The sequence below is a fragment of the Shewanella sp. SM73 genome, from assembly GCF_025653795.1.
Lineage (GTDB): Bacteria > Pseudomonadota > Gammaproteobacteria > Enterobacterales > Shewanellaceae > Shewanella > Shewanella oncorhynchi.
The window spans coordinates 223,914-250,203 of the sequence record NZ_JAKKRY010000006.1; the positions used below are offsets into that span (position 1 = coordinate 223,914).

At 45.6% G+C, this 26,290-nt stretch carries 21 protein-coding genes and 1 pseudogene; 10 read left to right on the top strand and 12 right to left on the bottom strand.

Going from position 1 to position 26,290, the window contains the following annotated elements:
- Positions 1–64 precede the first annotated feature (64 nt).
- Positions 65–1,327 (bottom strand): efflux RND transporter periplasmic adaptor subunit, encoded by a 1,263-nt coding sequence (locus L5M51_RS11335; RefSeq protein ID WP_131523180.1) that lies wholly within the window; start codon positions 1,325–1,327, stop codon positions 65–67.
- 354 nt (positions 1,328–1,681) lie between these two features.
- Between L5M51_RS11335 and pyrC the strand changes: the two genes are divergently transcribed.
- Together pyrC and L5M51_RS11345 are read left to right on the top strand one after the other, a co-directional pair.
- Positions 1,682–2,713 carry a dihydroorotase gene (gene pyrC / locus L5M51_RS11340; protein WP_263172748.1) on the top strand — a complete coding sequence of 344 codons (1,032 nt, stop codon included), beginning with the start codon at positions 1,682–1,684 and terminating at the stop codon, positions 2,711–2,713.
- A 131-nt stretch (positions 2,714–2,844) separates the two neighbouring features.
- Positions 2,845–3,891 carry a hypothetical protein gene (locus tag L5M51_RS11345; RefSeq protein WP_263172751.1) on the top strand — a complete coding sequence of 349 codons (1,047 nt, stop codon included), beginning with the start codon at positions 2,845–2,847 and terminating at the stop codon, positions 3,889–3,891.
- A gap of 383 nt (positions 3,892–4,274) precedes the next feature.
- Here L5M51_RS11345 and L5M51_RS11350 read toward each other — a convergent pair whose 3' ends face one another.
- Together L5M51_RS11350 and L5M51_RS11355 are read right to left on the bottom strand one after the other, a co-directional pair.
- Complete coding sequence (locus tag L5M51_RS11350) at positions 4,275–5,462, bottom strand: MFS transporter (RefSeq protein WP_168822698.1); 1,188 nt, start codon at positions 5,460–5,462, stop codon at positions 4,275–4,277.
- A gap of 98 nt (positions 5,463–5,560) precedes the next feature.
- Positions 5,561–6,250, bottom strand: coding sequence for an SDR family oxidoreductase (locus L5M51_RS11355; protein ID WP_168822697.1), 690 nt, complete (start codon positions 6,248–6,250; stop codon positions 5,561–5,563).
- A 118-nt stretch (positions 6,251–6,368) separates the two neighbouring features.
- On the opposite strand from L5M51_RS11355, the gene L5M51_RS11360 reads away from it, so the two are divergent.
- Together L5M51_RS11360 and L5M51_RS11365 are read left to right on the top strand one after the other, a co-directional pair.
- Entirely contained in the window at positions 6,369–7,292 is a 924-nt protein-coding gene (locus tag L5M51_RS11360; protein ID WP_168822696.1) for a LysR family transcriptional regulator, read from the top strand.
- A gap of 299 nt (positions 7,293–7,591) precedes the next feature.
- Entirely contained in the window at positions 7,592–8,044 is a 453-nt protein-coding gene (locus L5M51_RS11365; RefSeq protein ID WP_028761683.1) for a hypothetical protein, read from the top strand.
- Between the two features lie 428 nt (positions 8,045–8,472).
- Here L5M51_RS11365 and L5M51_RS11370 read toward each other — a convergent pair whose 3' ends face one another.
- Entirely contained in the window at positions 8,473–8,901 is a 429-nt protein-coding gene (locus L5M51_RS11370) for a hypothetical protein (RefSeq protein WP_263172755.1), read from the bottom strand.
- A gap of 885 nt (positions 8,902–9,786) precedes the next feature.
- On the opposite strand from L5M51_RS11370, the gene murI reads away from it, so the two are divergent.
- Positions 9,787–10,599 (top strand): glutamate racemase, encoded by an 813-nt coding sequence (gene murI / locus L5M51_RS11375; protein ID WP_263172758.1) that lies wholly within the window; start codon positions 9,787–9,789, stop codon positions 10,597–10,599.
- Positions 10,600–10,840: 241 nt separating this feature from the next.
- Positions 10,841–12,894 (top strand): annotated as a pseudogene (locus L5M51_RS11380) (hypothetical protein).
- Positions 12,895–13,097: 203 nt separating this feature from the next.
- Here the strand turns inward: L5M51_RS11380 and L5M51_RS11385 are convergent.
- Positions 13,098–14,240, bottom strand: a complete 1,143-nt coding sequence (locus L5M51_RS11385) for a glucosaminidase domain-containing protein (RefSeq protein WP_263172762.1) — start codon at positions 14,238–14,240, stop codon at positions 13,098–13,100.
- A 264-nt stretch (positions 14,241–14,504) separates the two neighbouring features.
- Positions 14,505–15,419, bottom strand: coding sequence for a LysR family transcriptional regulator (locus L5M51_RS11390; protein ID WP_263172764.1), 915 nt, complete (start codon positions 15,417–15,419; stop codon positions 14,505–14,507).
- 96 nt (positions 15,420–15,515) lie between these two features.
- On the opposite strand from L5M51_RS11390, the gene L5M51_RS11395 reads away from it, so the two are divergent.
- Positions 15,516–16,583, top strand: a complete 1,068-nt coding sequence (locus L5M51_RS11395) for a tartrate dehydrogenase (RefSeq protein ID WP_263172766.1) — start codon at positions 15,516–15,518, stop codon at positions 16,581–16,583.
- Positions 16,584–16,710: 127 nt separating this feature from the next.
- Here the strand turns inward: L5M51_RS11395 and L5M51_RS11400 are convergent, their stop codons facing one another.
- Complete coding sequence (locus L5M51_RS11400) at positions 16,711–17,169, bottom strand: GNAT family N-acetyltransferase (RefSeq protein WP_219251144.1); 459 nt, start codon at positions 17,167–17,169, stop codon at positions 16,711–16,713.
- Positions 17,170–17,286: 117 nt separating this feature from the next.
- Between L5M51_RS11400 and L5M51_RS11405 the strand changes: the two genes are divergently transcribed.
- Positions 17,287–18,750 carry a PLP-dependent aminotransferase family protein gene (locus L5M51_RS11405; protein ID WP_263169254.1) on the top strand — a complete coding sequence of 488 codons (1,464 nt, stop codon included), beginning with the start codon at positions 17,287–17,289 and terminating at the stop codon, positions 18,748–18,750.
- A 9-nt stretch (positions 18,751–18,759) separates the two neighbouring features.
- Here L5M51_RS11405 and L5M51_RS11410 read toward each other — a convergent pair whose 3' ends face one another.
- The 3 genes from L5M51_RS11410 to L5M51_RS11420 all read right to left on the bottom strand — a co-directional run bounded on the left by L5M51_RS11410 (position 18,760) and on the right by L5M51_RS11420 (position 20,235).
- On the bottom strand, positions 18,760–19,143 hold the full coding sequence (locus L5M51_RS11410; RefSeq protein WP_198571810.1) for an MAPEG family protein: 384 nt from the start codon (positions 19,141–19,143) through the stop codon (positions 18,760–18,762).
- A gap of 92 nt (positions 19,144–19,235) precedes the next feature.
- Positions 19,236–19,631 carry a GNAT family N-acetyltransferase gene (locus tag L5M51_RS11415; RefSeq protein WP_263169251.1) on the bottom strand — a complete coding sequence of 132 codons (396 nt, stop codon included), beginning with the start codon at positions 19,629–19,631 and terminating at the stop codon, positions 19,236–19,238.
- Between the two features lie 88 nt (positions 19,632–19,719).
- The gene (locus L5M51_RS11420; RefSeq protein ID WP_263172768.1) at positions 19,720–20,235 is read right to left on the bottom strand and encodes an AAA family ATPase; all 516 of its coding nucleotides are present in this window, start codon (positions 20,233–20,235) and stop codon (positions 19,720–19,722) included.
- A gap of 471 nt (positions 20,236–20,706) precedes the next feature.
- Here L5M51_RS11420 and L5M51_RS11425 point away from each other — a divergent pair, with 471 nt between their 5' ends.
- Entirely contained in the window at positions 20,707–21,825 is a 1,119-nt protein-coding gene (locus L5M51_RS11425; RefSeq protein ID WP_263172769.1) for a glycerol dehydrogenase, read from the top strand.
- 217 nt (positions 21,826–22,042) lie between these two features.
- Positions 22,043–23,434 carry an NAD-dependent succinate-semialdehyde dehydrogenase gene (locus L5M51_RS11430; protein ID WP_248069190.1) on the top strand — a complete coding sequence of 464 codons (1,392 nt, stop codon included), beginning with the start codon at positions 22,043–22,045 and terminating at the stop codon, positions 23,432–23,434.
- Between the two features lie 62 nt (positions 23,435–23,496).
- On the opposite strand, the gene L5M51_RS11435 is transcribed toward L5M51_RS11430, so the two are convergent.
- Both L5M51_RS11435 and L5M51_RS11440 read right to left on the bottom strand, forming a co-directional pair.
- Positions 23,497–24,324 carry a cobalamin-binding protein gene (locus L5M51_RS11435; protein WP_173243092.1) on the bottom strand — a complete coding sequence of 276 codons (828 nt, stop codon included), beginning with the start codon at positions 24,322–24,324 and terminating at the stop codon, positions 23,497–23,499.
- Positions 24,325–24,400: 76 nt separating this feature from the next.
- Positions 24,401–25,435 carry a DUF2235 domain-containing protein gene (locus L5M51_RS11440; protein WP_263172774.1) on the bottom strand — a complete coding sequence of 345 codons (1,035 nt, stop codon included), beginning with the start codon at positions 25,433–25,435 and terminating at the stop codon, positions 24,401–24,403.
- Between the last annotated feature and the right edge of the window lie 855 nt (positions 25,436–26,290).

The window sequence follows — 26,290 nt, forward strand, 5'->3', positions numbered from 1 at the left end:
ACCCTGATCACTGCGCTGTTAAATTCATCAGATTGGTTGTTTAATAATTTACGAATATCGGTCATCAATGAATTCTGACCTGTTCGGCGTGATTAAAGGGGTCGACACTTGAAATAACCCACTCATCTCCGGCTTTGCCACCATCAAGCACTTCGACTTGGCTCAGGCTAGTACTGCCGAGCTTAACCTCACGACGACTGGCTAAATCGCCCTCGATTTGATAAGCCACATTACCCCCACCGCTGGTCATAAAGGCGCCGCGTTTTACCATAAGAACATTGGGTCTGTGCTCTAATAACACTCGGGCCGAGATGCGTTGATTCTGGCGCAGTGTTAGGCTGTCGCTTTGGTCAAATTGCACCCTAGCGGTCACTTCACGGTTACGCACTTCAGGGGAAATTGACGATAACTTGCCCATTAACTTAATACTGCCAAAACTCAACTCGACTTCCATGCCTAAACCCAGATCGTCCGCATAGGACTCAGGCACGGCTAACTCAGCCTCATAGGCGCTTAAATCCACGACGGTTAAAATCGGTTGGTTAGCGCTAAGACGGGTTTTCTGCTCGGTAATCCAGTTACCGATAATGCCGTTAACAGGTGCAACAATATTCAAGGCATCGACTTGACGTTCTAATTCACGCACCGCGAGAGTTTGACGCTCAACTTCTAGGGCTTTATTTTTAATTTCAAAGGTTAACGTATCTTTCGTTAACGCAACTTCTTGCTCTGCATGCTTAAACTTCAGCTTGGCTTTGTGTAAATCATCTTTGCCCTTTTCATAATCAATCTGGCCAATAAGCTGACTTTGAATCAGCTCCTCTCCGCGTCGGCTTTCCCTATCCGCCGCTTCAAGATCGACCGTTGCGATATCTAAGGTTTGATAAGCTTGTAATTGATCGCGTCTTGCATCCAACTTAGCGCGTTCTAATGCACTCTCCATGCCCGCTAATAGGGACTTGGCTTGCTCTAGCTGATTAGTGAGTCTTGGACTATCGAGTTTGGCGACCACATCGCCCTTATTAACAGTATCGCCAGGATTGCTGAGCAGAGTCACAGTACCTTCCTCTGTGCTATACAAAATAGGCGCATTGGCCGCCACGATTTTACCTGTGGTCGCCACATCGCGGGTTAACGTTCCAACAAAGAGTTTTGCGGTAGTGATGTCGCTGCGGCTAAGGGATTTGCTAACACTATCAGAGCCTAAACTTGCCCACACTAAGGCGCTGACTAATAAGGCGCAACCGCCAATGATCAGCGGTAACTTAAGACGTTTAGAGGTCGATGGCACAAGTACTGTATCTTGGCCGCTAGTATCTTTAATCATGGCTTTACTCGCTTCCCTGTTGTAATCATCAGTGCCGGAACGCATCAACGGACACTATTGGAAATCTCTACCCTAGAGTTAGCAAAGTCTATGCCAAACAAGTAAAATTATTTACTTTCATAACGTTAATAAAAAATTGTAGATGAAAGTGTCCGCGGACACTGGCGCTTTTATTTAAAAGTGTCCGCAGCAGTGAAATGAAAAGTGTCCGATTGAAAAAAAGCAGTTCCAAGATTCTAGGGTCTAGAATCTAGATTTATTAACCAAAACAGCCGAGTTTCCCTTTACAGTAAAATCCTTGCCACATAAGATCCCGCCACCCTCGCAGCAAAAACGATCAAAAGACCAAACCCTATGACTACAATAACAATCACTCGCCCAGACGACTGGCATATTCACTTAAGAGACGGCGCCCAGCTTAAAGATACAGTACGCGATATCAGCCGCTATATGGGCCGCGCCATCGTGATGCCAAACTTAGTGCCCCCCGCTATCGATACCGAAACCGCACTGGCCTATTACGATCGCATTAAAGCGCAGGTGCCCGCGGGCTCACAATTCGAACCTTTGATGGTGTTGTATTTAACCGACAAAACCAGCCCAGATGAAATCCGCAAGGCTAAAGCTTCGGGTAAAATTGTCGCCGCTAAACTCTACCCAGCGGGCGCGACGACTAACTCAGATTCCGGCGTAACCGATGTTAAAAACATCTATCCCGTACTCCAAACCATGCAAGAAGTCGGCATGCTGTTTTTAGTCCACGGTGAAGTTACAGATTCAGCCATTGATATTTTCGACCGCGAGCGTGTCTTTATTGAAAATATCCTCAGTAAAATTGTCGCCGATTTCCCCGCGCTTAAAATCGTGCTTGAGCATATCACCACCAAAGATGCGGTCGATTTTGTCACTCAAGCCTCAGACAATGTGGCCGCGACTATCACAGCCCACCATTTGCTGTATAACCGCAACCACATGCTGGCAGGCGGTATTCGTCCGCATTTTTACTGCCTGCCGATTTTAAAACGCAACACCCACCAGCAGGCGTTGTTAGGTGCAGCGGCAAGCGGCAGCAAAAAGTTTTTCCTCGGTACAGATTCAGCGCCACACGCCAAGGATAAGAAAGAAGCGGCCTGTGGCTGCGCGGGTTCCTACACGGCTCATGCCGCCATTGAGCTGTATGCCGAAGCATTTGAGTCGGTCAATGCGCTGGATAAACTCGAAGCGTTCGCAAGCTTTAACGGCCCTGACTTTTACCATCTACCACGCAATACCGATACCATCACGCTAGTCAAAAAGTCATGGGATGTTCCTGCAACTTACCCGCTTGGCGATACTAACGTCGTGCCTATTCGTGCTGGAGAAGCCATTGATTGGCAAGTTGAGTAAGCCTTAAGTCTTTAACATCAAGTCGCCTACGGGCGACTTTTTTATCAGATTTTGATTTTTAATCCACAATCGGTCAGTATCCTGCGCTTAGAATACGGCCCTTACTTATCACCTTTTAAGAGAAAATCAGTATGCCCACAAGGATGTTATTCTCCGTTTTATCTTCAAGCCTATTGCTGACCGCCGCGATCTCTTTGCCGACCTTTGCGGCCAATGAACTCACAGGGATCTGGCAGGGACAGTTAGGTAAAAGCAAAGTCAGAATTTGTTTTAATCAATATGGAACAGGCAGTTATTACTATCAACGCTACTTAACGCCGATAAGACTCGAGCAGCAAGATGAACTGTGGAAAGAAGAAGGCAATACCGGAAATTGGCAGTTTGATAGTGTCACGCCACAAAAACTGAGCGGCCATTGGTTTAAAGATACCGCGAGTAAATCATTACCAGTGCAACTTGAGCGAGAAATCAGCCCAGATAAGGTCGAGGATTGTGGTGCCGATGCTTACAATCTACCGCTAGAAACCACGCCAAAACTCAGCCGAGGTAAATGGCAAAACTACGAAAATATTGAGTATCGCCCGCTGACTTTTGGCACAGATGTGGGTATCGAATTTAAAGGCCCACAAACGGGTATCTTGGCAATTAATCAATGGCTTGAACATAAGCTCACCGATGAAGCCCAACTAGCACAAACCTTTGATACTCGCCGCAGAATGCTGGCACAAATGGGCAGTTTTGTGACTGACGAAACCTTTGCCGAACCGATTTTTATTAATCAGCATTGGCTCAGTGTGCGCCTATATCGCTGGGCGGCAGGTTATGGCGCCAATGGTATCAGCCAAGAATTTGTGAGTTTCTCCCTTACCGACGGCAAACCTTTCCACCCATGGCAATGGTTTCTCGCCGATACTCAACCACAAAGCATGCTCGAGGGTATGAGTCATCCTTTACCCCCTGCATTAAGGGACAAATTGTTTGCTGGCAAAGCACCGGACGCAGAATGCCCCACATCAGACGGCTCAGGATATTACCAGCTCACCCTTGAGCCAAAGGGGATCAAATTCTGGGAAACGCCCCGCGGCGATGGCTGTGAAAATGAGTTTGTCCTCAGCCCGCAAGAAACGATGCCCTATGCCACCCAATGGGGACAAACACAACTTAAGCTATTGGAATAGTGTACTTAACTGAGAAAATACTAGAGGGAAAGAAAGCAGTCATGGCGATGATGCCTAACTGCCAGTTCGCCATCCCTGACTCTCGTTCGTAACACTGCTACACAGCACTCACCCTAGCGAAGTTACAGGTATTGATTAGTAGCTTCGCCGGGAGTTGGCATATTTCTGATGCTTAACATGGCCAGTTATTAAGTGGAATTTAAAAGTGTGTCTAGTCCGAATATAAATTAAGCAAGATAGACGATAGATGAATCAATCTTGCAGAATCACAAAGGTCAGCTACATTTGAGCCTAAAATACAAAATGCTCAATGAGTTACATTGAGCATTTTAGCTAAAATAAATGGCAGCCTATATCAGAAGTAATCAGACCTTCTACCACATTTAAATACTAGGCACAGCTACAGCATTCGCGGCACGTGTCTCACGTTTGTTTACCATCGAAATAAACACTAAGCCAAGCACAGGGACAATCACTGCTGCATAAGGGATCATGCCTGCGCCCATCTGGCTATCCAGCACCATCCCCCCTAAAAATCCACCGAACGCATTAGCTAGGTTAAAGGCTGAAATATTAGCGGTTGCTGCCAACTCTTGGCCTTCACCACCGTGATTCATTACCCGTAACTGCATCGCAGGAACATTAGCAAACGAAGCGATACCAAAGACAAAAACGGCAATCACAAACATCACTTTGCTGTCCAGCGCGAAACCAACCAGTAGCAGCGACACTATCATGGCTATCGCCCAAAACATCGACGATTTCTGCAGGTTTTTATCCGATGAACGCCCACCTAAAGTGTTACCCAATATCAAACCTAAGCCGACGATAACTAAAATCCACGTTACTGCATGTTCACTAAAACCCGTAATGTGCATCGCAATTGGCGCAATATAACCGTAAACAGTCATAAAACCGGACCAAGCAAACACTGTGATAGCAAGACTAATCAACAACATAGGGTTTTTAAACGCTCGCAGCTGAGCCGAAACATTTTTAGCTTCACCATGGCCGGTCGCATTAATAAACTTGAAGATAGACGCGATTGAGATAACGCCCAATATCGCGACTGTGATAAAGGTGGTTTGCCAACCAAATTGCAAGCCAATCCAAGTGCCACCTGGTACACCCAATACGTTAGCTAAGGTTAAACCCGCAAACATCTGACCCACAGCACGTCCGGCCATTTTTTCAGATACCAAACTGGTCGCCACTACGGCACCTATGCCATAAAATGGGCCTTGAACTAAGCCAGTAATCACTCGGCTAATCATCAGCAAGGTGTAATTGGGGGCAAATGCCGACAGCAAATTACCCAAGATAAACAGCACCATTAAGCTGGTCAGTACGGTTTTTTTATTGAACCGCGCCAAGTAAATCGTGAGGATAGGACCACCAAACACAATTGCCAATGCATAGGCGCTGATCAAATACCCTGCCTGACCTTCACTAATAGACAAAGACGTGGCAATTTGTGGCAGGATACCAGCAATCACAAACTCTGCGGTGCCAATTGCAAACGCTGCTAGCGTTAGTATCCACACTTGTAACGGCATTTTTTCCTTGTTCATTGTAATCTCGCTTATTTTAAATTTTGTGTAGGGAACATACCGGCGATGTGTTATCAGCTCGGTGCAATCATGGGTAAAAGCACTATTTATTCAGCGCATTAGTTAATCAGCGCGCCACCATCAACATCGATAATGGCGCCAGTCATAAAGCTGTTGTTAATGGCAAGGTAATAGGCCATAGCGATATCACTCGGCTCACCCACTTTTGCCACAGGCAATGTGGTTTTGGCTTGTTCGTACATCGCCGTTTGCGCTGGCATTGACCCGGTTCTTGTTAATCCAGGGCTAACGGCGTTGACTCTAATGGGGGCAAGCTCTTTAGCGAGCACCTTAGTAAAGGCTTCTAAGGCGGCGTTCATTGTGCTTTTAACATAGGTATTAGCGACCACTTTTCGTGACAGCATCCCAGTGGTTAGTGTGATAGAACCACCTTGTTTAATGTAACGAACCGCCTGTTTTGTAGCATTGATTGAACCCCAAAACTTAGTGTCAAAAGCCGCTTTAGCTTGTTGAATATCGACATCAACGACCTTGCCAGCTGGCGCAGAAGAACCCGCGGTGATCACTAAGTGATCGAACGCACCAATGGATTCAAAAAATCGATTTACCGATTGTTCGTCCGCCACATCTACGCCTGTTTGACGACTGGCGACATGGACAATCTGGTTGTCTGCCGTTAGCTGCCTAGCAAGCGCAGCCCCTATTCCTGATGTTCCGCCGATGATGACAACCACAGCTTTATCGCTATTGCTCTGATTGCTAATCTGATTACTGATATGGCTGCTCATGTGACTACTCTCTGTACTGCTGATTGGTTAGTAGAGTCAGTATATTCATTCGACATATTTTGATAATTGATTAATATATGAATTCATTATTCAGCCCAGACAAACAATAGAAGTGAAAATGGATAAATTTTCAGATATGGCGCTGTTTATCAGCATAGTGAAACATCAAGGGTTGGCAGCGGCGGGTCGCGAGCTCGGACTTTCTCCAGCAACCGTCACGGCGCGCTTACAAGCACTTGAAGAACGCTACGGGGTTAAGCTGCTCAATCGAAGTACTCGACATCTGTCACTCACAGACTCTGGGGCCCTGTATCACCAAGCATGCTTGGGGATTATCGAAAATGTAAAAGAAACCGAAAATTTGCTGCAGAATGGGGTAAAAGAGGTCAAAGGCACCTTAAAAATTGCTGCGCCAAAAGATATAGGCAAACAATATATACTGCCGATTTTGTCCGCCTTCACCGACCGCTACCCCGATATCGTTCCCTATCTGTATCTCAATGATAATTTGTCTAATATTGCCGAATCGGGCATAGATGTCGTTATTCGCTACGGTGATTTAACTGACAGCAATCTGATTTTAAGGCGGCTCGCACCAAGTCGACGGGTGCTGTGCGCATCCCCGGAATACCTTGCGCGTAAAGGCACTCCCGTTAAACCGCAAGACCTCAGCCATCATGATTGCCTCGCTATGCTGCGCAGTAATGAAGAGCTCAAAACTTGGCACTTTCAAGACCAAGAAGGCCGCAACTCAGTCACTGTCACCCCAAAACGGTTTTCTGATGATGGCGAAGTGATCCGTTGCTGGGCATTAGAAGGCGCGGGGATCGCGTTAAAATCACTGCTCGATGTGCAAAATGACATTAATCAGCAACGCTTAGTGACAGTTTTAAATGGCTACATGAAAAACTTTAATAGCTCGACCACAGTCTCAAGTGCCGACCTCAACGTGGTATACATCAGCCGCCAATATCAGCCCAAACGACTGCGATTATTCTTAGATTTTCTGTTCGAACAATTTGAAAAGCAGCTGGAGCATTAATCGCTAAACATGGAGCAAACGGGGGCAACTGCATCAACCAATAGACGCAAAGTATTTTATCGATGTGATCAACTGTATTTTAACGCATCACCTCGCAAGGATTGCGTGTAAACAGCGCATGGCTTATGCCCCGCAATGTAAACAGCAATAGCGGTAAGGTCATTACGGCTAAACCCGGCATAGAATTAAATGTACTTTTGCCCAATAGAAAATTGCTAAGCACCCTCTACAATTAACCATCAGCTCACACTGCAAACTAGCAATGAGCGATTAACAACTTGATACTAACGAGGGAACTCATGAACACTAAAATCATCATCACAGCAAGCATTGCACTATTAATATCGGCAAATAGCTACGCCATTAACGACGAATATCGCAAGTTACTCGAGCGCTCTGGCTGCACCCAAATGTCAGAAGCCCAAGGCTGCGATATCCACAAAACCAAAGAGGAAAATGCTAAGGCAAGCGCCATGTCCCAAACCGCAGATGACGCTAAGGTAATCATTCCCAATGCCCGACAATGGCTTGCAACCGCCAGCTCAGGCGCGACGGTTGCCAACATTCAAATCGATGATAAAAATCAGGTTTGGGTTAATGGTAAACACGTAAAATCGAGCCATAGTGATGGCGCAATCAAATTCAAACAAGGCATGGTGGAGTTCACCATTTATCCTGATGCAAGCATGAATAAAGACAGCTCGTGGATTGATACTGATGCTGGAACTCAAGGCTCAATTACTGCGAAGTAACATTCAGTAGATGTCTGACAACGATGTGCTGAGCCATCGTTGTTGGGCAAACGCATTAGTGAGATTAAAGATTATCTCTTTGAAGTGATGGTGTTTGAGATTAATGATGAGTTGATTCAAGCCATATGGAGTTTTGCAACCAACTGATTGGTTTTTTTATCATTGTCTTTAAAATAAAAGTCAACGTCGTGGGGCTTCACCCTGATTTTTTAATCAAGAGTCGACCAAGGAGGACTGCTCGTCCTATCCTCCTTGGATGCTCCCTTGCCGAACAACGTCCAACTGCCAGTTCGCTATCCCTAGCTCTCGTTCGAAACGCTGCTACGCAGCACTCACCCGATTAAAGCCCTTAGTCTTAGCCAGTAATCATATTGTATAGCAGTGTTCTTGACGTAAATAATACCACTGACGCAAATGAATTTTAAAACTTAGAAAGGTTGTGAATTATTTACAGGTATGAGGCTAAAAGAACTTGTTGACCAATCATAATAATGACCATTGAGAGTGAGTAAAGGCATTTGATTAATCGCATCATCCGAATTAAGCCATGACTTTACTATTCCAAATCCTTTGTTAAAAGAACCATTAGATGTACATACTCTTGCTGACTTTAATGGTTCAATTATAAACGTTGAGCCTAGTGTAGCATTGTTTATTGTATGTTTAGGATTTACACCTGAGAATATTAGCCCATTGATATCATATAGATTTATTGATACATTTAAATTGTGATGCGGTGACACATTCGATGCAGTATAACAAGTATGTGCTGACGTATTAGTTGCCCATGATATATATTGCTCACCAGATACAACGGATGTGGATACTAGTGTAAGTAAATAAATCGCTAAACGCACATTAAATTCCTTAAAAATTATTTATACTATTTTTAATATAAAAAAATACATTTTATCAAGAGTCAATTACTGTCATATAAATTTATTTATCTTCATTTTTATTTATTAATTAGAATATACCGTAAGGATTGATTTTTTATTATAGGGGTCTAAAATTGTTGTTTTTTACTTCTTACTGACAGATTTTCTATAAAATATCGGGCACATATGATCACCTCGAGTTTAGCAATGGCAATGTCCTACTTTAATTCAAACTACATTTACGTTAATCGATAAATCACCTTTCACAACGGGGATCGGTCGTTAATGGTTCGCGGTCTTGCAAAAGTCAGGGCACACATAACTCTTTTGCTTTGAGAAAACTTTACCAAGGAGCTTTACCTAGATACCCATTGCTAAATTTAGCTACAGGTATACTCAGGGATTAACCAGATTAAGCACTACCATGGAAGTGACCATCCGTGGCATGGTCGCTTATTCACATCCATGTGATCGCGACATTATTATGTCCTATACAGCAGATTCCATTCTCGAGCATACATGGACGACTATTTTAAAACCAAAGTCGGCGTGTCACTAGAATGATAGTGCTTAATGGTTATGGGAATTAAAGCTCCACCAATATTTACAAACGCACGAAGGATTAAGTTGGCATCCAAACTAAACTGCGGACAAAACTGAGTATTCATGATCTCACCCAGCGGTAGATAGCATTAACTCACCAAAAGATTTTTTGTTTACGAAAAAGTCTTAACCAAACATATCCTCATTGATCAAAATAAGCTGAAAGAGCAAAATGCGCCTCTTGAAGCCGTATGCCAATTCGACTAACGCTCCTGTGTCTATGGCAAAATTAAATGTGTTGATTATGTGAAGGTAGGTGCAATGGATAGCTCAATATTAGTTTTTGATTCAGGTTCAGGTGGACTTACCGTCGCGGCCGAAATAAAAAAGAGAATCCCCAACATACGGCTGAGTTACGTCTCTGACGCTGGCTTTTTCCCGTACGGAAAAAAGCCGCACGATATACTAAAAAAGCGAATTTTAGACGTTATATCCAAAGCAAGCTCACTGACTCAACCCGATATCATCGTTATCGCCTGCAATACAGCGAGTACCATTGCGCTAGACTTACTTCGTACTGAACTCAATATCCCTATTGTCGGCGTTGTCCCTGCGATAAAACCTGCCGCTTCGTTATCAAAATCAAAGGTAGTGATGGTACTTGGCACTCACACCACGGTGAACTCAGCTTATGTGAAGATGCTGATCACGAATTTCGCCACAGAATGTAAGGTGTTAGTAGAAGACTCTGAAGCGCTTGTTCTCGCCTCAGAGCAAAAACTTCTCGGCAATGGGTTTGACCCCGACATTGTAACCCAGGAAATTCAGCGTATTTTTCACAAACCCGATGCGTTTAATACCGATGTATTAGTGCTGGCTTGTACTCACTTTCCACTTATCAATGCAGAAATCAAAAATGCCCTTCCCCACCACGTTACCGTCATTGATTCTGGATTAGCCATTGCTAATCGAACGCACTCATTGTTGAAAATCGAACACCAAACGTGTAGCCCGATACTCGATCCAGAAATAACGTTTTACACCACTGGGAATGTAGATTCAGAACAAGCGAAACAAAGCAAAATTGAAGCACTGCTTCAGTGCTCCATTAAATTTAAGCAGCTGTTATTGTAATATTTTTAGCTCCTTTTCTTTTAAAACCCGTTTTCAAAGAAATCTAAATGATTACCCTAAAAGACACCCGCGAAAAAAATGCTATATACCATCGCTGATTGTTAAATGTTGGATCTTAACAGGCCGCTATTGCGGCCTTTTTTGTATCAGCTACTACCTGAAGTGCTTGTCTTCGCATAAAATTCGGCCCGTTTACTGGTGCGCATGAGGCGCAAGTTATCGGTGTAAAAGGTGTAGTTAAATGGAACTTTCGATTCGCAGTTTATTCACTGCAGCGGGCATGATGTTGTTATCCTCTTTAACGGTTATTCCTGCGGCAAGCGCTGCGAGCAAAGCCGTCCATCCCACTGTCGATTTACCGAATGGCCAATGGCTTAATTTTCACCAAAAAGACAATCAAGTGTGGAGCGAAATGTCCGACGGCGATGCGCCCGGCGTACATCTTGATGATTATGGTGCGGCTGAAATTGTGGCCGTTTTTTACTATGACTTTGATAAGGGTGGCGACAAAGAAGTCGTGGTCATGCTTAAAGATGCTGATGGTCAGCATTTACGGGGTTATGGTTTTGAGGATTCAAAGCTCACTAAGCTACCACGCCTTCAAGTTGTGCTGGATGAAGTCGCCCCGACGTTATCGTCATTTACCGTCAGCGACACCCGCAAAGTGTTAAACCAAATTCCGCCGCAGCAATATCGCATGACCTATGATGTTGAGGCGATAGAAGATCCCGCCATTAAAGCAATTATCGATGGTTCAACCAGGCTCAAACCAACCTTAATCGGCTATCGCAATGCTAAAGGTTTACCCGCCGATGTGAAAACCGCGGATGAATATAAATTACGTTACCCCCTCACCCGCAAAGATAAAGATGCCCAAGGCCGCGAGCATCAATACAGTTTAGTGACCCACTTTTATCGCAATGATTATCGCGAACAACAGGGCAGTTTTGTGTTGGTGAGCGTTGTCTTTGAAGCCGATGATGTGGACTGGCTAAACAGCGGTGAGGGTGAGATCCCAAAAACGGGCCCAGCTTATGATTACATGAATCTCGGTGGATCTTGGGCTGGACTTGCGCTTGAAAGTCATTATGCCCAAGGTCTGCTCGATGGCCCCTATATCGCCTACGATAACCGTAATGCCAATATCATGTTGAATGGTCAGTACAAACAAGGCAAAAAAGTCGGTAAATGGATTGAGGCTGACGGCCAAGCAAGCTATTGGGAAGGTGAATATCTTGACGGTAAAAAGCAAGGTAAATGGATTGCACAGTCCATGTTCGATGAGGCAGATAACTACGGTTTTGCCCATTATAATCAAGGAGTGCTCGATGGCCCCTGTGAAATCTATGAGCCCGAATATGGCGGAGACACAGGTGATAAGCGATTGTCTGAAAAAGGCATTTATCGCAACGGCGTCAAAGACGGTGAATGGCTTGAGAGCAGTGGCAATAAAGGTCACTATCAAAACGGCATTAAACAAGGCCCTTGGGTAGATAAAGTCTCGCTTGGCGAATACCGCAACTATGTGGGTAACGGGGCTTACCTTGATGGCAAGCGCACTGGCCCTTGGGTATTTAAAACTGACAAGAAATCACGGATCGAAGTGACTTATCTCAATGGATTACGCGAAGGTGAAGAAAAACTAATCAGCGATGAAAATGTGCTCTTTGCCAATAAGCATTATAAGCAGGGCCTGCTCGATGGTCAGAGTATTTGGTACTCAGCACAGGATGTTGCCAGTGGCATTAGGCACTATCGCAAAGGTGAGTACCATGGCATGCAGGCGATTTTTGATCCTAACCACAATCATAGGCTTATGGAGTTAAGTCATTATGAATATGACGAAACCTTGCCCGTCAAGCCCTCTCAGGACGAGTGCATAATGCGAGAAAATCCCTATAGCAATGACTGTAAGGACATACTGAATCCCCCTTTAGAAATACGCCATCGATTAAGCATGGGGAACAATATTATTATGATAGTAAAGGAAAATTATACAAATTTTCTGACTACCATCATGGCAACCTCATCAAAGAATATGAATTCGATGAAGAGGGACATGTCCAAAAGCTGCAAAATAATGAACAGGGGCAAGACAGTCAAATCAACATCCGCTACAAGAAGGATGGCGGTTATTCACTGTCCAATTACAGCGACAATGAGCAACGTGGCTGGACATATGAAATCGATAACAAGGATCGATTACTGTCCCTGAAGTATTACCACGATGGTGAGAAAAAGGGGTTTATCATCCGCTATAACACAGATGGCAGTTATGCGATTACAGAAAGGTAAACATTAATATCGAACATCAGGCACTGCTTATCCTTTTATCCTAATGGTTAACTCAAGACCTTGAAGACAATGACCAGCAAAAAGGCAAAGTTTAAAATTGGGATATAGGGTAATGCGGATACCCTTGATTAAATTGACCTATATAAGCCTAATTAAAGTGCGCTTTATTCAGGTTAAGTGAAAATGGTTATTTTACCAATCACTTAGTTTGTTCTTGTTAATAGATGTAATGGTGCCTCATCACTTAAATAAATATCATCCACCAGATATAGCTTATTGGTACGGATCATCTGACGAATCGCCTCAACATAGGCGTGCCCACGCTCCGAATATCGGTCTAACGTCCCTGCGAGTGCAGAGCCTGTCACAGCTTGATTAGCTTGTCTTGATTGGGCACGAAAATCTCGCATCTTCTGATAAGCATTATGGGTATTCAAATTCAACAAATACCCTTCCACCGAAGCAAATGGTGTATCGAATCGTGCTAAACCATAATTGCCTAAACCTTGGCGCTTCTGCCTAGGTTCCATACCATTACCCTTGAAATCCCACTGCCCAAATAATGCATTACCTTCACGGGCAAATCGCGATGTGCCCCAACCGCTTTCTTTTGCCGCTTGAGCTAACACTAACGATGGCGGCAGGATATCCACCCTTTCAAGTAGCATTTGTCTTTGGGCTTCTAACAGCGGTTTATCTTCAGTGCTTATTACTTTGTACTTTACCCCTAAGGCTAATAACGCAATATCATCGAGGGGGGCAGACATAATGACCTGTCTTTCTTGTAAAATTTTCTCATTCGCCAATAAGACTAAAGGGGCAATCATTCTAAGAAACACCATTTTCTTTTGCTTCACAGGGAGTTGGCTTGACACTGAACTCCAGCCCTCTCCCACGGCATCAAAGGTCAATCTAGGGACCGATTTATTACCATCACGAAAGCTTTCTGGCGTGTAGTCAAGCGAGTCAAACAAGCCCATGAGTTCATCGAGAGAACTGATATTCAGACTCAGTTGTTTAGTCTCTGGATTGTCTAACGATGGCTGCTCAAGCCTTTTTGGGGATGAGAAATGTTCAGCAACCGTTGAATTTGCAACAGCACCTTGATTCGCTTGCACCAGGGAAGTCGTCATCAGTTTTGGCAAACTCTGCATATGATGCTGAGCACTCTGACTGGCAACTAAAGGATTGGAAGCCGTCTGTGACTGAAAACCAAGAGCATCAACTGGCAGCCTATTCGAAATCAGCTTAGTCACTCGCGTTTCTTGCACATACACCGAAGAGCATAAAACAGACAAAGCAATGAGTGCGAGCATAGCAACGGGAAGCTTAAACTTTATAAACATGGTATCTCTTTTAACTGAGGTAAAACGGTAGCAATGGGATTAGCCAATACATCGGGGGCGTAAGGTAACAGTAAAAACCTGACAGTTTGCTTAATAGATATACAAAATGACCTATTACGATCATTTTTTAAGGAGAATAGAACGAGCGCCTTCTTGGCCGCCTCTTGACCCAATGTCAGCAATTAAATCCAACACCTTGATTTATTTAAACTCAATATGAAAATAGCGAGTGTTCACTCGCTAATAGAGATTAGCGAAATAAAATCAACTTATTCCAGTGCCAGCAAAACGAGGTAATGCCTCTTCAAGATAGGCGACGCAGGTGCGGAGTTTGGCAGACGTTTCTAATCGTGAAGCATAAATTACATGAATTTCAGCGGATTGATGATACTCGGGGAGTACTCTGACTAATCTGCCACTTAAGAAATCTTGCTGTAAATCCCAGATGGAGCGCAACATAATACCGTGGCCTTTAAGGCACCACTGCTTAGCGACTGTGCCATTGTTGGTCATCAAGGAAGCCGCTAAATCAACCGAGGCTATGCCAGCCGCACTTTCCAATCGCCACACTCTATGGTTTTGATCGCGCTCGCGGATCCCTATGCACTTATGCTCGGCTAATGCAGCGAGATTGCTAGGCATGCCATGCGTGTCGATATAGGTCGGCGATGCCGCCAATACCCGATAATTACTCGCAAGACGCTTAGCTATCATTTGCGGTGGCAATTCGCCACCGACACGGATCTCCAGATCAAAACCTTCAGAGACCAGATCGACCGGGCGGTCGAGCAACTCTAAATCAACTTCTAATTCGGGATAGTGGAACACGAGGTCTGAAATAATCGGTGCAATGCAGTGGCTGCCAAATCCTGTGCTGGTTGCGATACGTAATCGCCCCCGTGGCACTTGCTGCTCTAAGCTAATTTCAAGGCTCATTTGCTCCATGGTATCGAGCAAACGTTCGGACCATTCCAAGGCAATCTTGCCCTCTAAGGTGAGGCTAACACTTCTGGCAGAACGCAGAAACAAGCGCACTCCGAGCGCTTTTTCTAATAGGCCAATGCGTTTACTCACATACGCTGGAGAAAAAGATAATTGCTCCGCAGCGGCTGTAAATCCCCCGCTTGTAGCGGCGATAACAAAGACTCGTAAATCTTCAAGTGGCGGCAGTTGGCTCACGATTCGTAATCCTTAACAAAACATTTAGCCTATTCATACACGATACGAATATGGAATAACATACAAAAAACGCAGAATCCCCTATTGGAGTCGAAGATGTCTAAGGTAAAAATCGCCGTAATTGCCGGAGATGGCATAGGTACAGAAGTGATCCCCGAAGGGATACGCACACTCGAAGCCGCAGGAAAAATCTTAGGTGTGACGTTTGAGTGGACCTACTTCGACTGGTCCTGTGAAACCTACCATAAAACCGGTCGCATGATGCCAGAGGATGGACTTAAGCAACTAAAATCCTTTGATGCCATCTACTTAGGCGCTGTTGGATTTCCAGGCGTTCCCGACCATATTTCACTCTGGGGATTGCTACTACCGATCCGCAGAGCCTTTGAGCAATACGTGAACCTTAGGCCTATTCGGTTATTTGAAGGCGTGCCCTGCCCACTCGCGGGTAAAAAGCCCGGCGATATCGATTTTTATGTAGTACGTGAAAACGTGGAAGGCGAATATTCCGCCGTCGGCGGCATTCAATATGAAGGCACTGAACATGAGATAGTCTCCCAGCAGAGCATTTTTACCCGTCGTGGCACAGATCGCATCTTAAAATATGCCTTCGATTTAGCCCAAAGCCGCGAGGCAAAGCACTTAACCTCGGCGACCAAATCCAATGGCATATTTCACTCTATGCCCTATTGGGATAGTCGCGTCGTGGAAATGGCAAAACAGTATCCCAATGTTAAGGTCGACCAATATCATATCGATATTCTGACGGCAAATTTCGTGCTGAAACCAGAGCATTTTGACGTGGTTGTTGGCTCAAATTTGTTTGGCGATATCCTGTCTGATCTTGGCCCTGCGTGCACTGGCACTATCGCCATTGCCCCTTCGGCGAACATCAATCCAAGCAAGGAATTTCCGTCGATGTTTGAGCCGGTACATGGTTCGGCGCCGGATATTGCAGGCCAAGGTATTGCCAATCCTTTAGGCACAATTTGGGCGGGCGCTATGATGATGCAACATTTAGGTTATAGCGCAATGCACGACATGATACTCAGCGCGATAGAAAACGTATTGAAAGATAAGCAATCTTTAACCCGCGATATGGGCGGAACGGCGAATACTCGGGAACTGACCGATGCGGTGATCGCTGCGATTAGTCGCAATTAAAACGTGTATTAAAACCTAATGCTAAAGCCCTTTAGCATTAGGATTGAAAGGATTTTAGACTATCAAACCACTGATAATAAACGCATCAATAAGCTAGCCAGTTAATGCGTTTATTAAAGGTCACGCCTTACAGCGGCATTCTGTACTCAATGACTCCCGGTTTTTCACCAATCCAGTTATAGAGTTTTTGCGCGGTTAAATTTGTTTCCTGTGTATGCCAGTACAGGCGCGCACACTTGTGTTCAATGGCCGCTTGCTTTACAAACTCAATCAATTGTTTTCCAACATGTTGACCCCTTGCCGTTGGGGCAACAAACAAGTCTTCAAGATAACAATAATCCGTTTCGGCCCAAGTAGAACGATGAAAAACATAGTGCACAAAACCGAGTAAGTTTTGGCCCTCTCTTGCAACGGCGCAATAAATGGGTTCTTGGTCATCGAAGAATCGGCGCCACGTGGCTTGGGTGGTCGCTTCCGATAACGCCACTTTGTAAAAAGTCTGGTAATCACGCCAGTGTGGTAACCAGAGTAAATAGTCCGTTTCTTTAACCATATCAATGGTCACTGTTAGTGATTGGCTGGACATTAGCGCACTCCTTGAAATTAAGTAAATGGTCTCAGTTTTACTGAAGCAAGATTCTAGATTCAATTGTGGTACCGCATAAGGTACACTTTTTGTATTTTTCACAGTACCAGTTAGCAAATGAAAAAACCTCAATCCAATTTCCCTCACTTGCAACTCAAAGATGGCATCCTCAAAGATCAGCTTTATCATGCGTTTAGAGAGGCCATTCTTGATGGACGTTTACACCCGCGAATGAAGCTCCCATCCAGCAGAGCCTTGTCGGAAACCATGCAGATTTCACGTAACTCAGTACTGCAAGGGTTTGAGCGCCTGATTGATGAAGGCTATCTGCTGACTAAACCGGGATCGGGCACTTATGTGTCAGATACCATTCCCGATGAATTGATCGATATTCCAAACCGTGCCAGAGAAAGCGCTCAAGCCTTTGATTCAAAATTAGAAATTAATCCACAGTTAATAGAAATGGCGCGACTGAAAGCGAAGGGAAATACGGACCACAGCCATAGCATGTTTAATATTGGCGTCGGATGTGTCGATCTTTTCCCGCACCAACTTTGGGGGCGGCTGTTAGGCCGAGTTTGGCGGAAATCGCGTAAAACCTTAGGTAAATCAAACAATAGCGCGGGGTATTTGCCGCTGCGTGAGGCGATAAGTGACTATGCGCGTTCGACCCGCGGCCTCAATTGCACACCTGAGCAGATCATCATAATCAATGGAACTCAGCAGGCCATTAACCTCACAGCGCAGGTACTACTCCAACAGGGAGATGAAGTCTGGCTTGATGAACCTGGATATGACGGGGCTTTAGGTGCTTTTCTCTCGCAAAATATGCGGGTTCGTCCTGTGAGTGTTGATGATGAGGGCACAAATATTGCCGATGCGATCCAGCGGTGGCCCGCAGTGAAACTGGCTTTTACCGCGCCCTCACACCAATTTCCCCTCGGCGGTATGCTAAGTCTGCCACGACGATTGGCCTTACTCGATTGGGCCGCTGAGCAGAGTAAATGGATTTTAGAAGATGACTATAATAGCGAGTTTCGTTATAGCGCCCGCCCAATTCAGGCACTGCAGGGACTCGATAAACAACAGCGGGTGATCTACGCAGGCACCTTTTCCAAGATGCTGCTGCCCGAATTACGACTCGGCTTTTTAGTGGTACCCCCTAAACTGGTACAGGCTTTCCAGTTGGCAAAGCATTACGCCGATACGCACACGGCTCACCTAGAGCAAGCAACATTAGCGTTGTTTATCGCCGAAGGACATTATGCGCGGCATGTTCGCCGAGTGAGAAAAGCCTGCTTAGCGCGCCAAACGGCGTTAATCGCGGCAATTGAGCAGTATCTGCCCGACAAATTGTCCGTTCAAACCTCTGACTCAGGTATTCATCTGGTCTGTTGGCTGAAGGGCGACTTGACCGAAGAGGAAGTGCTCAACAAATGCCGCCAAATACGTTTGGGGGCACAGCCTTTGTCTCGATATTGCCAAGCGCCCTATCCAAGGCAAGCAATCTTACTGGGCTATGCCGCTCATACGCCTGATGATCTGCGGGAAAGTATCAAAAAACTGGCGCAGATCCTTTAATATCCAAGCTTAAAAAGCCTGAAATAAAATCCCGAAAGCACTGAAGATGGCAACAAACCATGTGAGGGATCTTAAGGTGCCTTTGTTAGCAAGATAGAGGATGTGATACACAAAGCGGGCGCCTACATGGACGATTGCGAGCCACTCAGTGGTGGGATTTACTTTGCCGGTAGCAATCACCACTAATACGGCTAGGCCAAACACCAGCAATGATTCAAAGGCATTTTGATGTCCCGCTAAAGCGCGAGCGCCAAAACCAGTGAGCTGCGCCTGCTGAGCACGGGGATGATTATTATCGTAACCACCCGCCTTTGCCATCGCCCAAGCCACGGGACCTTTCGCAAGATATGGCAATAACATGGCGACAAATAAGCAAATAAGTAAGGTATTCATGGGGTAATCTTCCTTTGATTGTTGTTTTAAGTTCTACTGTTTGAGTTCTACAGCTATAAGTGCCTAAGTTACAAGTGTATTGGTTAGCGGCGTTATTTCACCATATACATGCCTTCACTTGCGGGACGACTAAATTTAAAGCCAAACTTTTCATAGAGTTCAGGCACATCCGCCATCAGGGTAATATACGCGCCCTCAAAAGCCTCACGATCTAGATAAGCCATGATGTGCTGCATAATAAGCCGCCCTAATCCCTTACCTTGATGCTCAGGATCCACTGCGATATCGACAATTTCGAAGTTGAGCGCGCCGTCACCAACCACACGCCCCATGCCCACAGTCTGCTCGGCGAACTTTATTTGCACGCCATATAAACTCCTTGGCAAGGCCTTAATGGCGCCCTCCAATGGTCTAGGGCTTAAGCCTGAAATCTGTCGTAGGCGAACAAAATCATTGGCAGAAACAACGCCTTCAAGCACTTGGTACATGATATTCCCTATTGTTTTTATTCAGTCACTTGCTTTCAGTCACTTGGCTTTCAGTCACTTGGCTTTCAGTCACTTGGCTTTCAACTATTTAGCTTTCTATCACCTCAAGCTCAAAGCCTTCATCCAGAGTCGGTGGCTGAAAATAACCACTCACATGCCAGAACATCGCCTCAGTATCGAACATGGCGCGCTCAGGGTGGCTTTGTCTGCGTTTATCGAGTTGACTCAAACAAAGCACATCGCTGTGATTAAGATAAATAAGTTTATGGGCGGCGCAATCAGTAAAAATGCTTCGAAACCACAGGCGCTGATTGATAGTATTCGCGGGAAAATCCATGACCACAGAAACACCCGAACAGAGCAGTTCCTGCACATGCTTTTTAAGCAAAGGCTTAAGGCGAGCGGAATAGCTCAAGTAAGTATCAAAATCTTTAATTTCATCGGGGTATAGCGCCGCCAGCCATGCGTCTTCCGAGATTAAAATACAGTTTTCGGCCTCAGAAAGTTGTCGCGATAAGGTTGATTTACCTGAGCCCATTTTGCCACAAAAGAATATTAACGTACCTTTACTGACCAATTGTCCTAACGCATTCTGCTGTGTCATCTTCACTCCTTGATTACTGGTCTTTTATCTCAGTCGACGATTTCACTCGCTATGACACCAATGAACGACAGTACAGAGCATCACATAAAGCATGAACACCGAGCAAGACTTGGGACGAGTTTAAGGTAATAAAATCCCATTACATTAATGACTATGCAGTGTTTAGACAGCAGACGTTTACCGCTATTCGCACAATCCACCGTTAGCTTTTTTTGAGATATTACATCTCTTCGCCCGCTTAGATCGCCTCGCTCTCTCAGCCCTATCCTTGCCTTAAATCAGGGATAAACCAAAGCATTTAACTCGAAGAATAAAACAATAAACCACATCATTAATCTAACAATTAAGCACTAAAGTAGTAATTTACGCTTAGCAATAAAAACATTGCCACCATTCATGCTATGACATTAATTTAGGCGTATGCTAGGGTAAGAATGAAAGGATAACCGTCATAAGTGCAAAGGAGGCTCTATGAGCACTGTCGTTCCACGTACCGTCACTTCCCCTAAAAAATTCATTATCGGCAAGGGCCTATTAGCTCAAATGCATGATTATGTTAAGGATTTTGGTGACAATGCTTTTATCATCTGCGATGAATTTATCCTCAGCCGCGTGAAGAATGAAGCGGTCGCTGGGCTAGATCAAAATGGGATCAGCAGCCACCTCGAAAAATTCAACTATGAGTGCAGCGAAGCCGAGATAAAGCGCTTAGGCGCGCTGGCAGAACAGCATCATACCAACGTTATTGTTGGAGTTGGCGGTGGAAAAACCTTAGATGCCGCCAAAGCCGTCGCCTTCTATCAAAAACGGCCAGTCATCTTGTACCCCACAATTGCCTCAACAGATGCGCCTTGTACTGCACTTGCAGTGATCTACTCCGAAACAGGTGAGTTTGAACGCTATCTGTTTCTGCCACAGAACCCAGATGCTGTCGTTGCCGACACTGCCATTATCGCCGCGGCTCCGGCCCGATTTTTTGCGGCAGGCATAGGCGATGCACTGGCAACCTATTTTGAAGCTCGTGCCTGCTATCAATCGGATGGCGTCAACCTAGTCCTGAAAAAGCCTTCCCGCACAGGGCTGGGATTGGCCCAACTTTGCTATCAGTTACTGACTGAAAATGTTGAAGCTGCTATGGACGCCGTTAAAAACAAAATAGTCACTCCTGCGCTAGAGCAAACCATTGAAGCCACCATCTATCTCAGTGGTGTTGGTGCAGAAGCGGGCGGATTAGCCGCCGCCCATGCCGTAAACAATGGTATGTCAGCGGTGGCTGAGTTACATAAAGCTCAGCACGGCGAGAAAGTCGTCTTTGGGCTGCTAACTCAGCTCGTGCTCGAAAATGCCCCAAAAGCCGAAATCGATAACGTTATCCGCATCATCAAAACGGCGGGACTGCCGCTCACACTCGCAGATTTAGGGCTGAAAACCTTTATCGAGACCGAATGGCGCAAAGTGGCTGAGATAGCCTGTGCTGAAGGCGATACTATGGGCAATATGCCGATGAAATTAACCGCAGATGACGTCTATCAAGCCATGATAGCCGCCAATGCCATGGCTGAACGCTATAAAACAGCTGAAACTTGTTAACCGTAACAATATGACGTGTACACCTTAGGTAGCAACCATCTGATTTTATTAATTAATGCCACTAAAATAGTTCCTGCTGCCACACGAGTTTACCGTTCATCCTAGGCTTCCTTGCCACATAATCAATGGCAAGGGAGTCCACAACAAACAAGACATTTCCACCCTCGATGCCAAAGCTGGCATTTACGCTCTATTTGTTAAACGCTTGGAGGCACATATGGCTTATGCAACAACCAATCCCTTTACGGGAAAGCTCATTAAAGAATTTCCAAATGCAACAGATACCGAAGTCACACAGGCGATAGAATCCGCCCATCAGGCATTTTTAAGCTGGCGAACCACTCCCTTTGCCGACAAGGCCGCAATACTGTCTAAGGCAGCGAAGATCCTCAGAGACAACAAGTCCAAATACGCCAATCTACTGACCTTAGAAATGGGCAAAGTCACAGCAGAAGCCGAAGCTGAAGTCGAACTGTCGGCGCAAATTTTCGAATACTACGCCGAACATGCCGAGCGACTGCTGGCACCGCAAAAACTGCCGGTTGCCGATCCCGCCGAAGGTGAAGCGATACTGGTTAACGAACCGCTGGGCGTATTATTGGCCATCGAACCTTGGAACTTTCCCTACTACCAAATTGCGCGCATCTTAGCGCCGCAGCTTGCCGCCGGAAATACCTTACTACTCAAACATGCATCCAACGTGCCCCAGTGCGCTGCGGCCTTTGAAGGCTTAATGCGCGATGCCGGACTGCCCTCAGGTGCATTCCAAAATCTGTATGCCACCCGAGAGCAGATAGAACAGATCATCAATTCGCCCAAAGTGCATGGTGTTGCGCTCACGGGATCAGAAGATGCGGGATCGATCATTGCCGCTCTGGCGGGTAAGGCACTGAAAAAGTCCACGCTAGAACTGGGTGGCGCAGATGCCTTTATCGTACTTGAAGATGCCGATCTGCCTAAAACTATCGACTGGGCTGTGTTTGGCCGTCACTGGAACGCGGGACAGGTCTGTACATCATCTAAGCGGATGATCTTAGTTGAAGCCATTTACGATGAATTTATGAAGGGTTATATCAAGGGGATCGAAGCGCTAAAAGCCGGCGATCCTATGGACTCGGCCACTACGCTGGCGCCACTGTCTTCCCAAGGCGCAGCCGATGAGTTGAAGCAGAAGATCCGTGATGCCGTAAAACACGGCGCAACCGCGACTGAAGTGGGTCCTAAAGTGCCGCAGCAAGGCGCCTTTGTGCAGCCAACAATACTGACAAACCTGACGCCAGATAACCCCGCCTACTATTGGGAATTCTTCGGCCCTGTGTCCAGTATCCACAGAGTGAAAGATGAGCAAGCAGCGATTGCCGTTGCCAATGACTCGCCCTTTGGATTGGGTGGCTCAGTGTTTACCGCCGATACCCAACGCGGGCTGGCGGTCGCTAAGCAGGTTTCCACAGGCATGATGTTTGTCAATCATCCAACTATGGTCAAGGCCGACTTACCCTTTGGTGGCGTGCGTCGCTCAGGTTATGGCCGCGAGTTGATTGATTTAGGATTGAAAGAGTTTGTAAACCACAAGCTGATTAATGTGGTCGACATCAACGCGCCTTTCTAAACGCTTAGAAAATAGCAACATCTGACTAAACGCCTGACGGAATAATCTGTCAGGCGTTTTATTTAACGTGCTTTATCCAAGGCATCACATAAGGCTTGAACGCCGAGTAAAGCTCTGGGCGTCGCGCGATGTAATAAATCGGCATTGAGTTGATAAATATGCTGTTTCTTCACGGCAGGAATTTCTGGCCATTGGCGCCAATCAACCCCTTTCACATTACCTTCTTCTTCACTTTGCAAAATCACTTCGGGCAAGGTCAGCAAGACGTTTTCTAAACTGACTTGCGGATAATCACTGGCGGCATCGTAAAACACATTTTGTCCATGGCACACACTGATGATCTGTTGGATCCAACTGTTTTTAGAGACTGTCATCAAGGGGGTCGACCAGAGTTGATAAAATACCTTAGGTTCTGATTTTTTAGCATTTTCAACCCGCAATCGGATAAGCTCAGCGCGATAAGCGGCCGCAGCCTTGCTTGCTTCTTCAACATGCCCCGTAAGTTGGCCTAACTCTTCAAGCTCCTTGGCGACGCCTTCTAAGGTTTTAGGATCGCTGCCATAAAGGTTAAATCCTAACGTCCTAAGCTGGTTGATATCTTCGGCTTTATTACCCGAATCCCACACCACAATCAGATCGGGATTAAGCTCCATCACCCGCTCCATTTGAATGCCGTAGTAACCCCCAATACGCGGGATATTTTTTGCCGCCTCAGGATAATCCGCATAATCGGTTGCGGCCACAATCGTATCGCCCGCACCTATGGCGTAAAGCATTTCCACCGCATGGGGCGAGAGCGCAATAATGCGTTTAGCGGGCTGCGCCAATACGCTATGAGGGAGAAACAGACTGAGCCCAAAAACGAGTCCAGCTAAGTGTCGCTTAATCATGATATGCCTTAGTATTTATCCCCAAACCGCCTGAAGATGCAGGCGTAGTCTCTTCAGGTCACTTGGGGTTATAGAGTTAAACTAGCTGCTCTGGCCAGCCATAGTGTTCGATATAAGTTTGTAGATTCTTCGGGCGATACTGAGGATCTTGATCCCAGCGGGCCTTCACCGAATGATGCAAAAGTACTGGGACTTGCTCAGGGTCGAGTGGTCGCAAATATTCCTGTTTTATCCGATAAAAACTGCGTCTCGAGTTATGTAAGGTCGCGAGCGGATTTGGATGCACACTCGCGGCTAAGTGTGGCTCTAGACTTAAATTAAATTTCTGCGCCTCGGATATCATCCACAACAGTGCAATATCCGACAACAATGAACCGTCTTTATCGGGTTTATAACTGCCGCCAATATTGCTATGGGCACCCGCAAACCACACTTGCTGCATGTCCATATTGTCGCGTAGTTGCCAAATGGTCGGCTCAAAATCACTACGGTGTTCATCTATGGCTAAGGCATGACGAGCAACGCGCACATTGCGGCCAATTTTAGTGTCGTAAAACTCGTCTTTATCTTCGAACAAGCCTAAAAACGAGATAGGGATCCCCATAGCACCCACGGTATCCCACACGCCAACAAACTTGATTTCCCGAGATTCATGACTGTATCTCGCTCTAAATTCGAGGGATTTTTCACCATCAGGCGCAAAGGGTGCACTGCTTTTTTTATAGTGGTCGAAAGCTTGTTGAATCAACGCCGCATCGGGACGTTTAAGTATGCCGCAGTTATTAATCAAGCCACACAAGCAACGCACAGTGTAAGCACCGCGGCTAAAGCCAAAGAGATAAATCTCATCGCCAGGGGAATAGTTTTGCACTATATAGCGATACCCATCTATGATGTTTTTATGTAAACCGCGCCCTGTCGCACCGCCAATGGCTTGATCGTAATAGGAACCCACGCCCCAATCATAAAATACCTGCTGGGGTTTACCATCAGCCGCTATCGGGCTGATAGCACGCGCGAGGCGCAGCACATTGGTTGGGAAATCGACCTTAAGATCTTTCTCGGGCCGATTCCAAGTCCCATCGGCACAAATCACGATACGTTTATTCATAGGATCATCCTTGAGTCACTGATGCCCAATCTCGCAGGTAAAAAACTGTCGATAAAGACGCTAACGGGTTTTACCAAGGAATAACAGCCTCGCTATCCTTGTTTGCTGGCGATTCAAGGCGTTAAAAGCTCATCTTGCTTTACATGCTAACGTCACAGCAAAAAACCTATAGTGACATAAAAACCTAATCTGACAAATTAGAACAATAAGATGCCGCTACAGTTTGCATATGTAATGTTCGTTTAACAAGAGTTGGACAGAGGAGCGTTAAATATAGAAAGGCTAATATCACTAAATGACTTATTGCTTAGTTATTAAATGCAGGCCCCCTATTGAAGGTCGATCCATGGTATTTGCTCGACGACATTGTGAATAGAAACCTAGGGTTTCTAAGCTTATGAACGAGAGCCATGGATGGCGAACTGGCAATTAAACACGGATGTTGTCCAAGCCGCTCGACCGCCCCGACTTATAGGTTTGCCATGCCATTTGCTCGTCGACTCGCAGCCAGTCCATATATGGACACCTCGAATAGATCAACCACTTTTTGAGTAACAGAAAGTAATACTGCGTACGTATATCCGACCTGTTTRTGAGMATCTTTGYTCTCTGGCCTTAATGAGAACCGCGCCTTTGCTGCTTATCGTCCTTTCGGAGTCATATGCTCCTTGTACTCTCTCAGCATCTGCAAAGGCCGGTATTACCTGTTACTTCATTATCTGTAGTCGTGTTTTTGGGGTGAGTTTAATACTCGATTTTTACATATTAACAAGGCCGATATTCGCTGCGATGAAACAGCATAGCCCAGATGATCCGCGCCAATTTGTTTGCAATTGCTACTGCCGCTTTCTGTTT

What these genes read in the sequence shown, in the direction of transcription:
- L5M51_RS11335 (WP_131523180.1), bottom strand. Translation starts at nt 1,327, where the DNA reads ATGATTAAAGATACTAGCGGCCAAGATACAGTACTTGTGCCATCGACC.
- pyrC (WP_263172748.1), top strand. Translation starts at nt 1,682, where the DNA reads ATGACTACAATAACAATCACTCGCCCAGACGACTGGCATATTCACTTA.
- L5M51_RS11345 (WP_263172751.1), top strand. Translation starts at nt 2,845, where the DNA reads ATGCCCACAAGGATGTTATTCTCCGTTTTATCTTCAAGCCTATTGCTG.
- L5M51_RS11350 (WP_168822698.1), bottom strand. Translation starts at nt 5,462, where the DNA reads ATGAACAAGGAAAAAATGCCGTTACAAGTGTGGATACTAACGCTAGCA.
- L5M51_RS11355 (WP_168822697.1), bottom strand. Translation starts at nt 6,250, where the DNA reads ATGAGCAGCCATATCAGTAATCAGATTAGCAATCAGAGCAATAGCGAT.
- L5M51_RS11360 (WP_168822696.1), top strand. Translation starts at nt 6,369, where the DNA reads ATGGATAAATTTTCAGATATGGCGCTGTTTATCAGCATAGTGAAACAT.
- L5M51_RS11365 (WP_028761683.1), top strand. Translation starts at nt 7,592, where the DNA reads ATGAACACTAAAATCATCATCACAGCAAGCATTGCACTATTAATATCG.
- murI (WP_263172758.1), top strand. Translation starts at nt 9,787, where the DNA reads ATGGATAGCTCAATATTAGTTTTTGATTCAGGTTCAGGTGGACTTACC.
- L5M51_RS11385 (WP_263172762.1), bottom strand. Translation starts at nt 14,240, where the DNA reads ATGTTTATAAAGTTTAAGCTTCCCGTTGCTATGCTCGCACTCATTGCT.
- L5M51_RS11395 (WP_263172766.1), top strand. Translation starts at nt 15,516, where the DNA reads ATGTCTAAGGTAAAAATCGCCGTAATTGCCGGAGATGGCATAGGTACA.
- L5M51_RS11400 (WP_219251144.1), bottom strand. Translation starts at nt 17,169, where the DNA reads ATGTCCAGCCAATCACTAACAGTGACCATTGATATGGTTAAAGAAACG.
- L5M51_RS11405 (WP_263169254.1), top strand. Translation starts at nt 17,287, where the DNA reads ATGAAAAAACCTCAATCCAATTTCCCTCACTTGCAACTCAAAGATGGC.
- L5M51_RS11410 (WP_198571810.1), bottom strand. Translation starts at nt 19,143, where the DNA reads ATGAATACCTTACTTATTTGCTTATTTGTCGCCATGTTATTGCCATAT.
- L5M51_RS11415 (WP_263169251.1), bottom strand. Translation starts at nt 19,631, where the DNA reads ATGTACCAAGTGCTTGAAGGCGTTGTTTCTGCCAATGATTTTGTTCGC.
- L5M51_RS11420 (WP_263172768.1), bottom strand. Translation starts at nt 20,235, where the DNA reads ATGACACAGCAGAATGCGTTAGGACAATTGGTCAGTAAAGGTACGTTA.
- L5M51_RS11425 (WP_263172769.1), top strand. Translation starts at nt 20,707, where the DNA reads ATGAGCACTGTCGTTCCACGTACCGTCACTTCCCCTAAAAAATTCATT.
- L5M51_RS11430 (WP_248069190.1), top strand. Translation starts at nt 22,043, where the DNA reads ATGGCTTATGCAACAACCAATCCCTTTACGGGAAAGCTCATTAAAGAA.
- L5M51_RS11435 (WP_173243092.1), bottom strand. Translation starts at nt 24,324, where the DNA reads ATGATTAAGCGACACTTAGCTGGACTCGTTTTTGGGCTCAGTCTGTTT.
- L5M51_RS11440 (WP_263172774.1), bottom strand. Translation starts at nt 25,435, where the DNA reads ATGAATAAACGTATCGTGATTTGTGCCGATGGGACTTGGAATCGGCCC.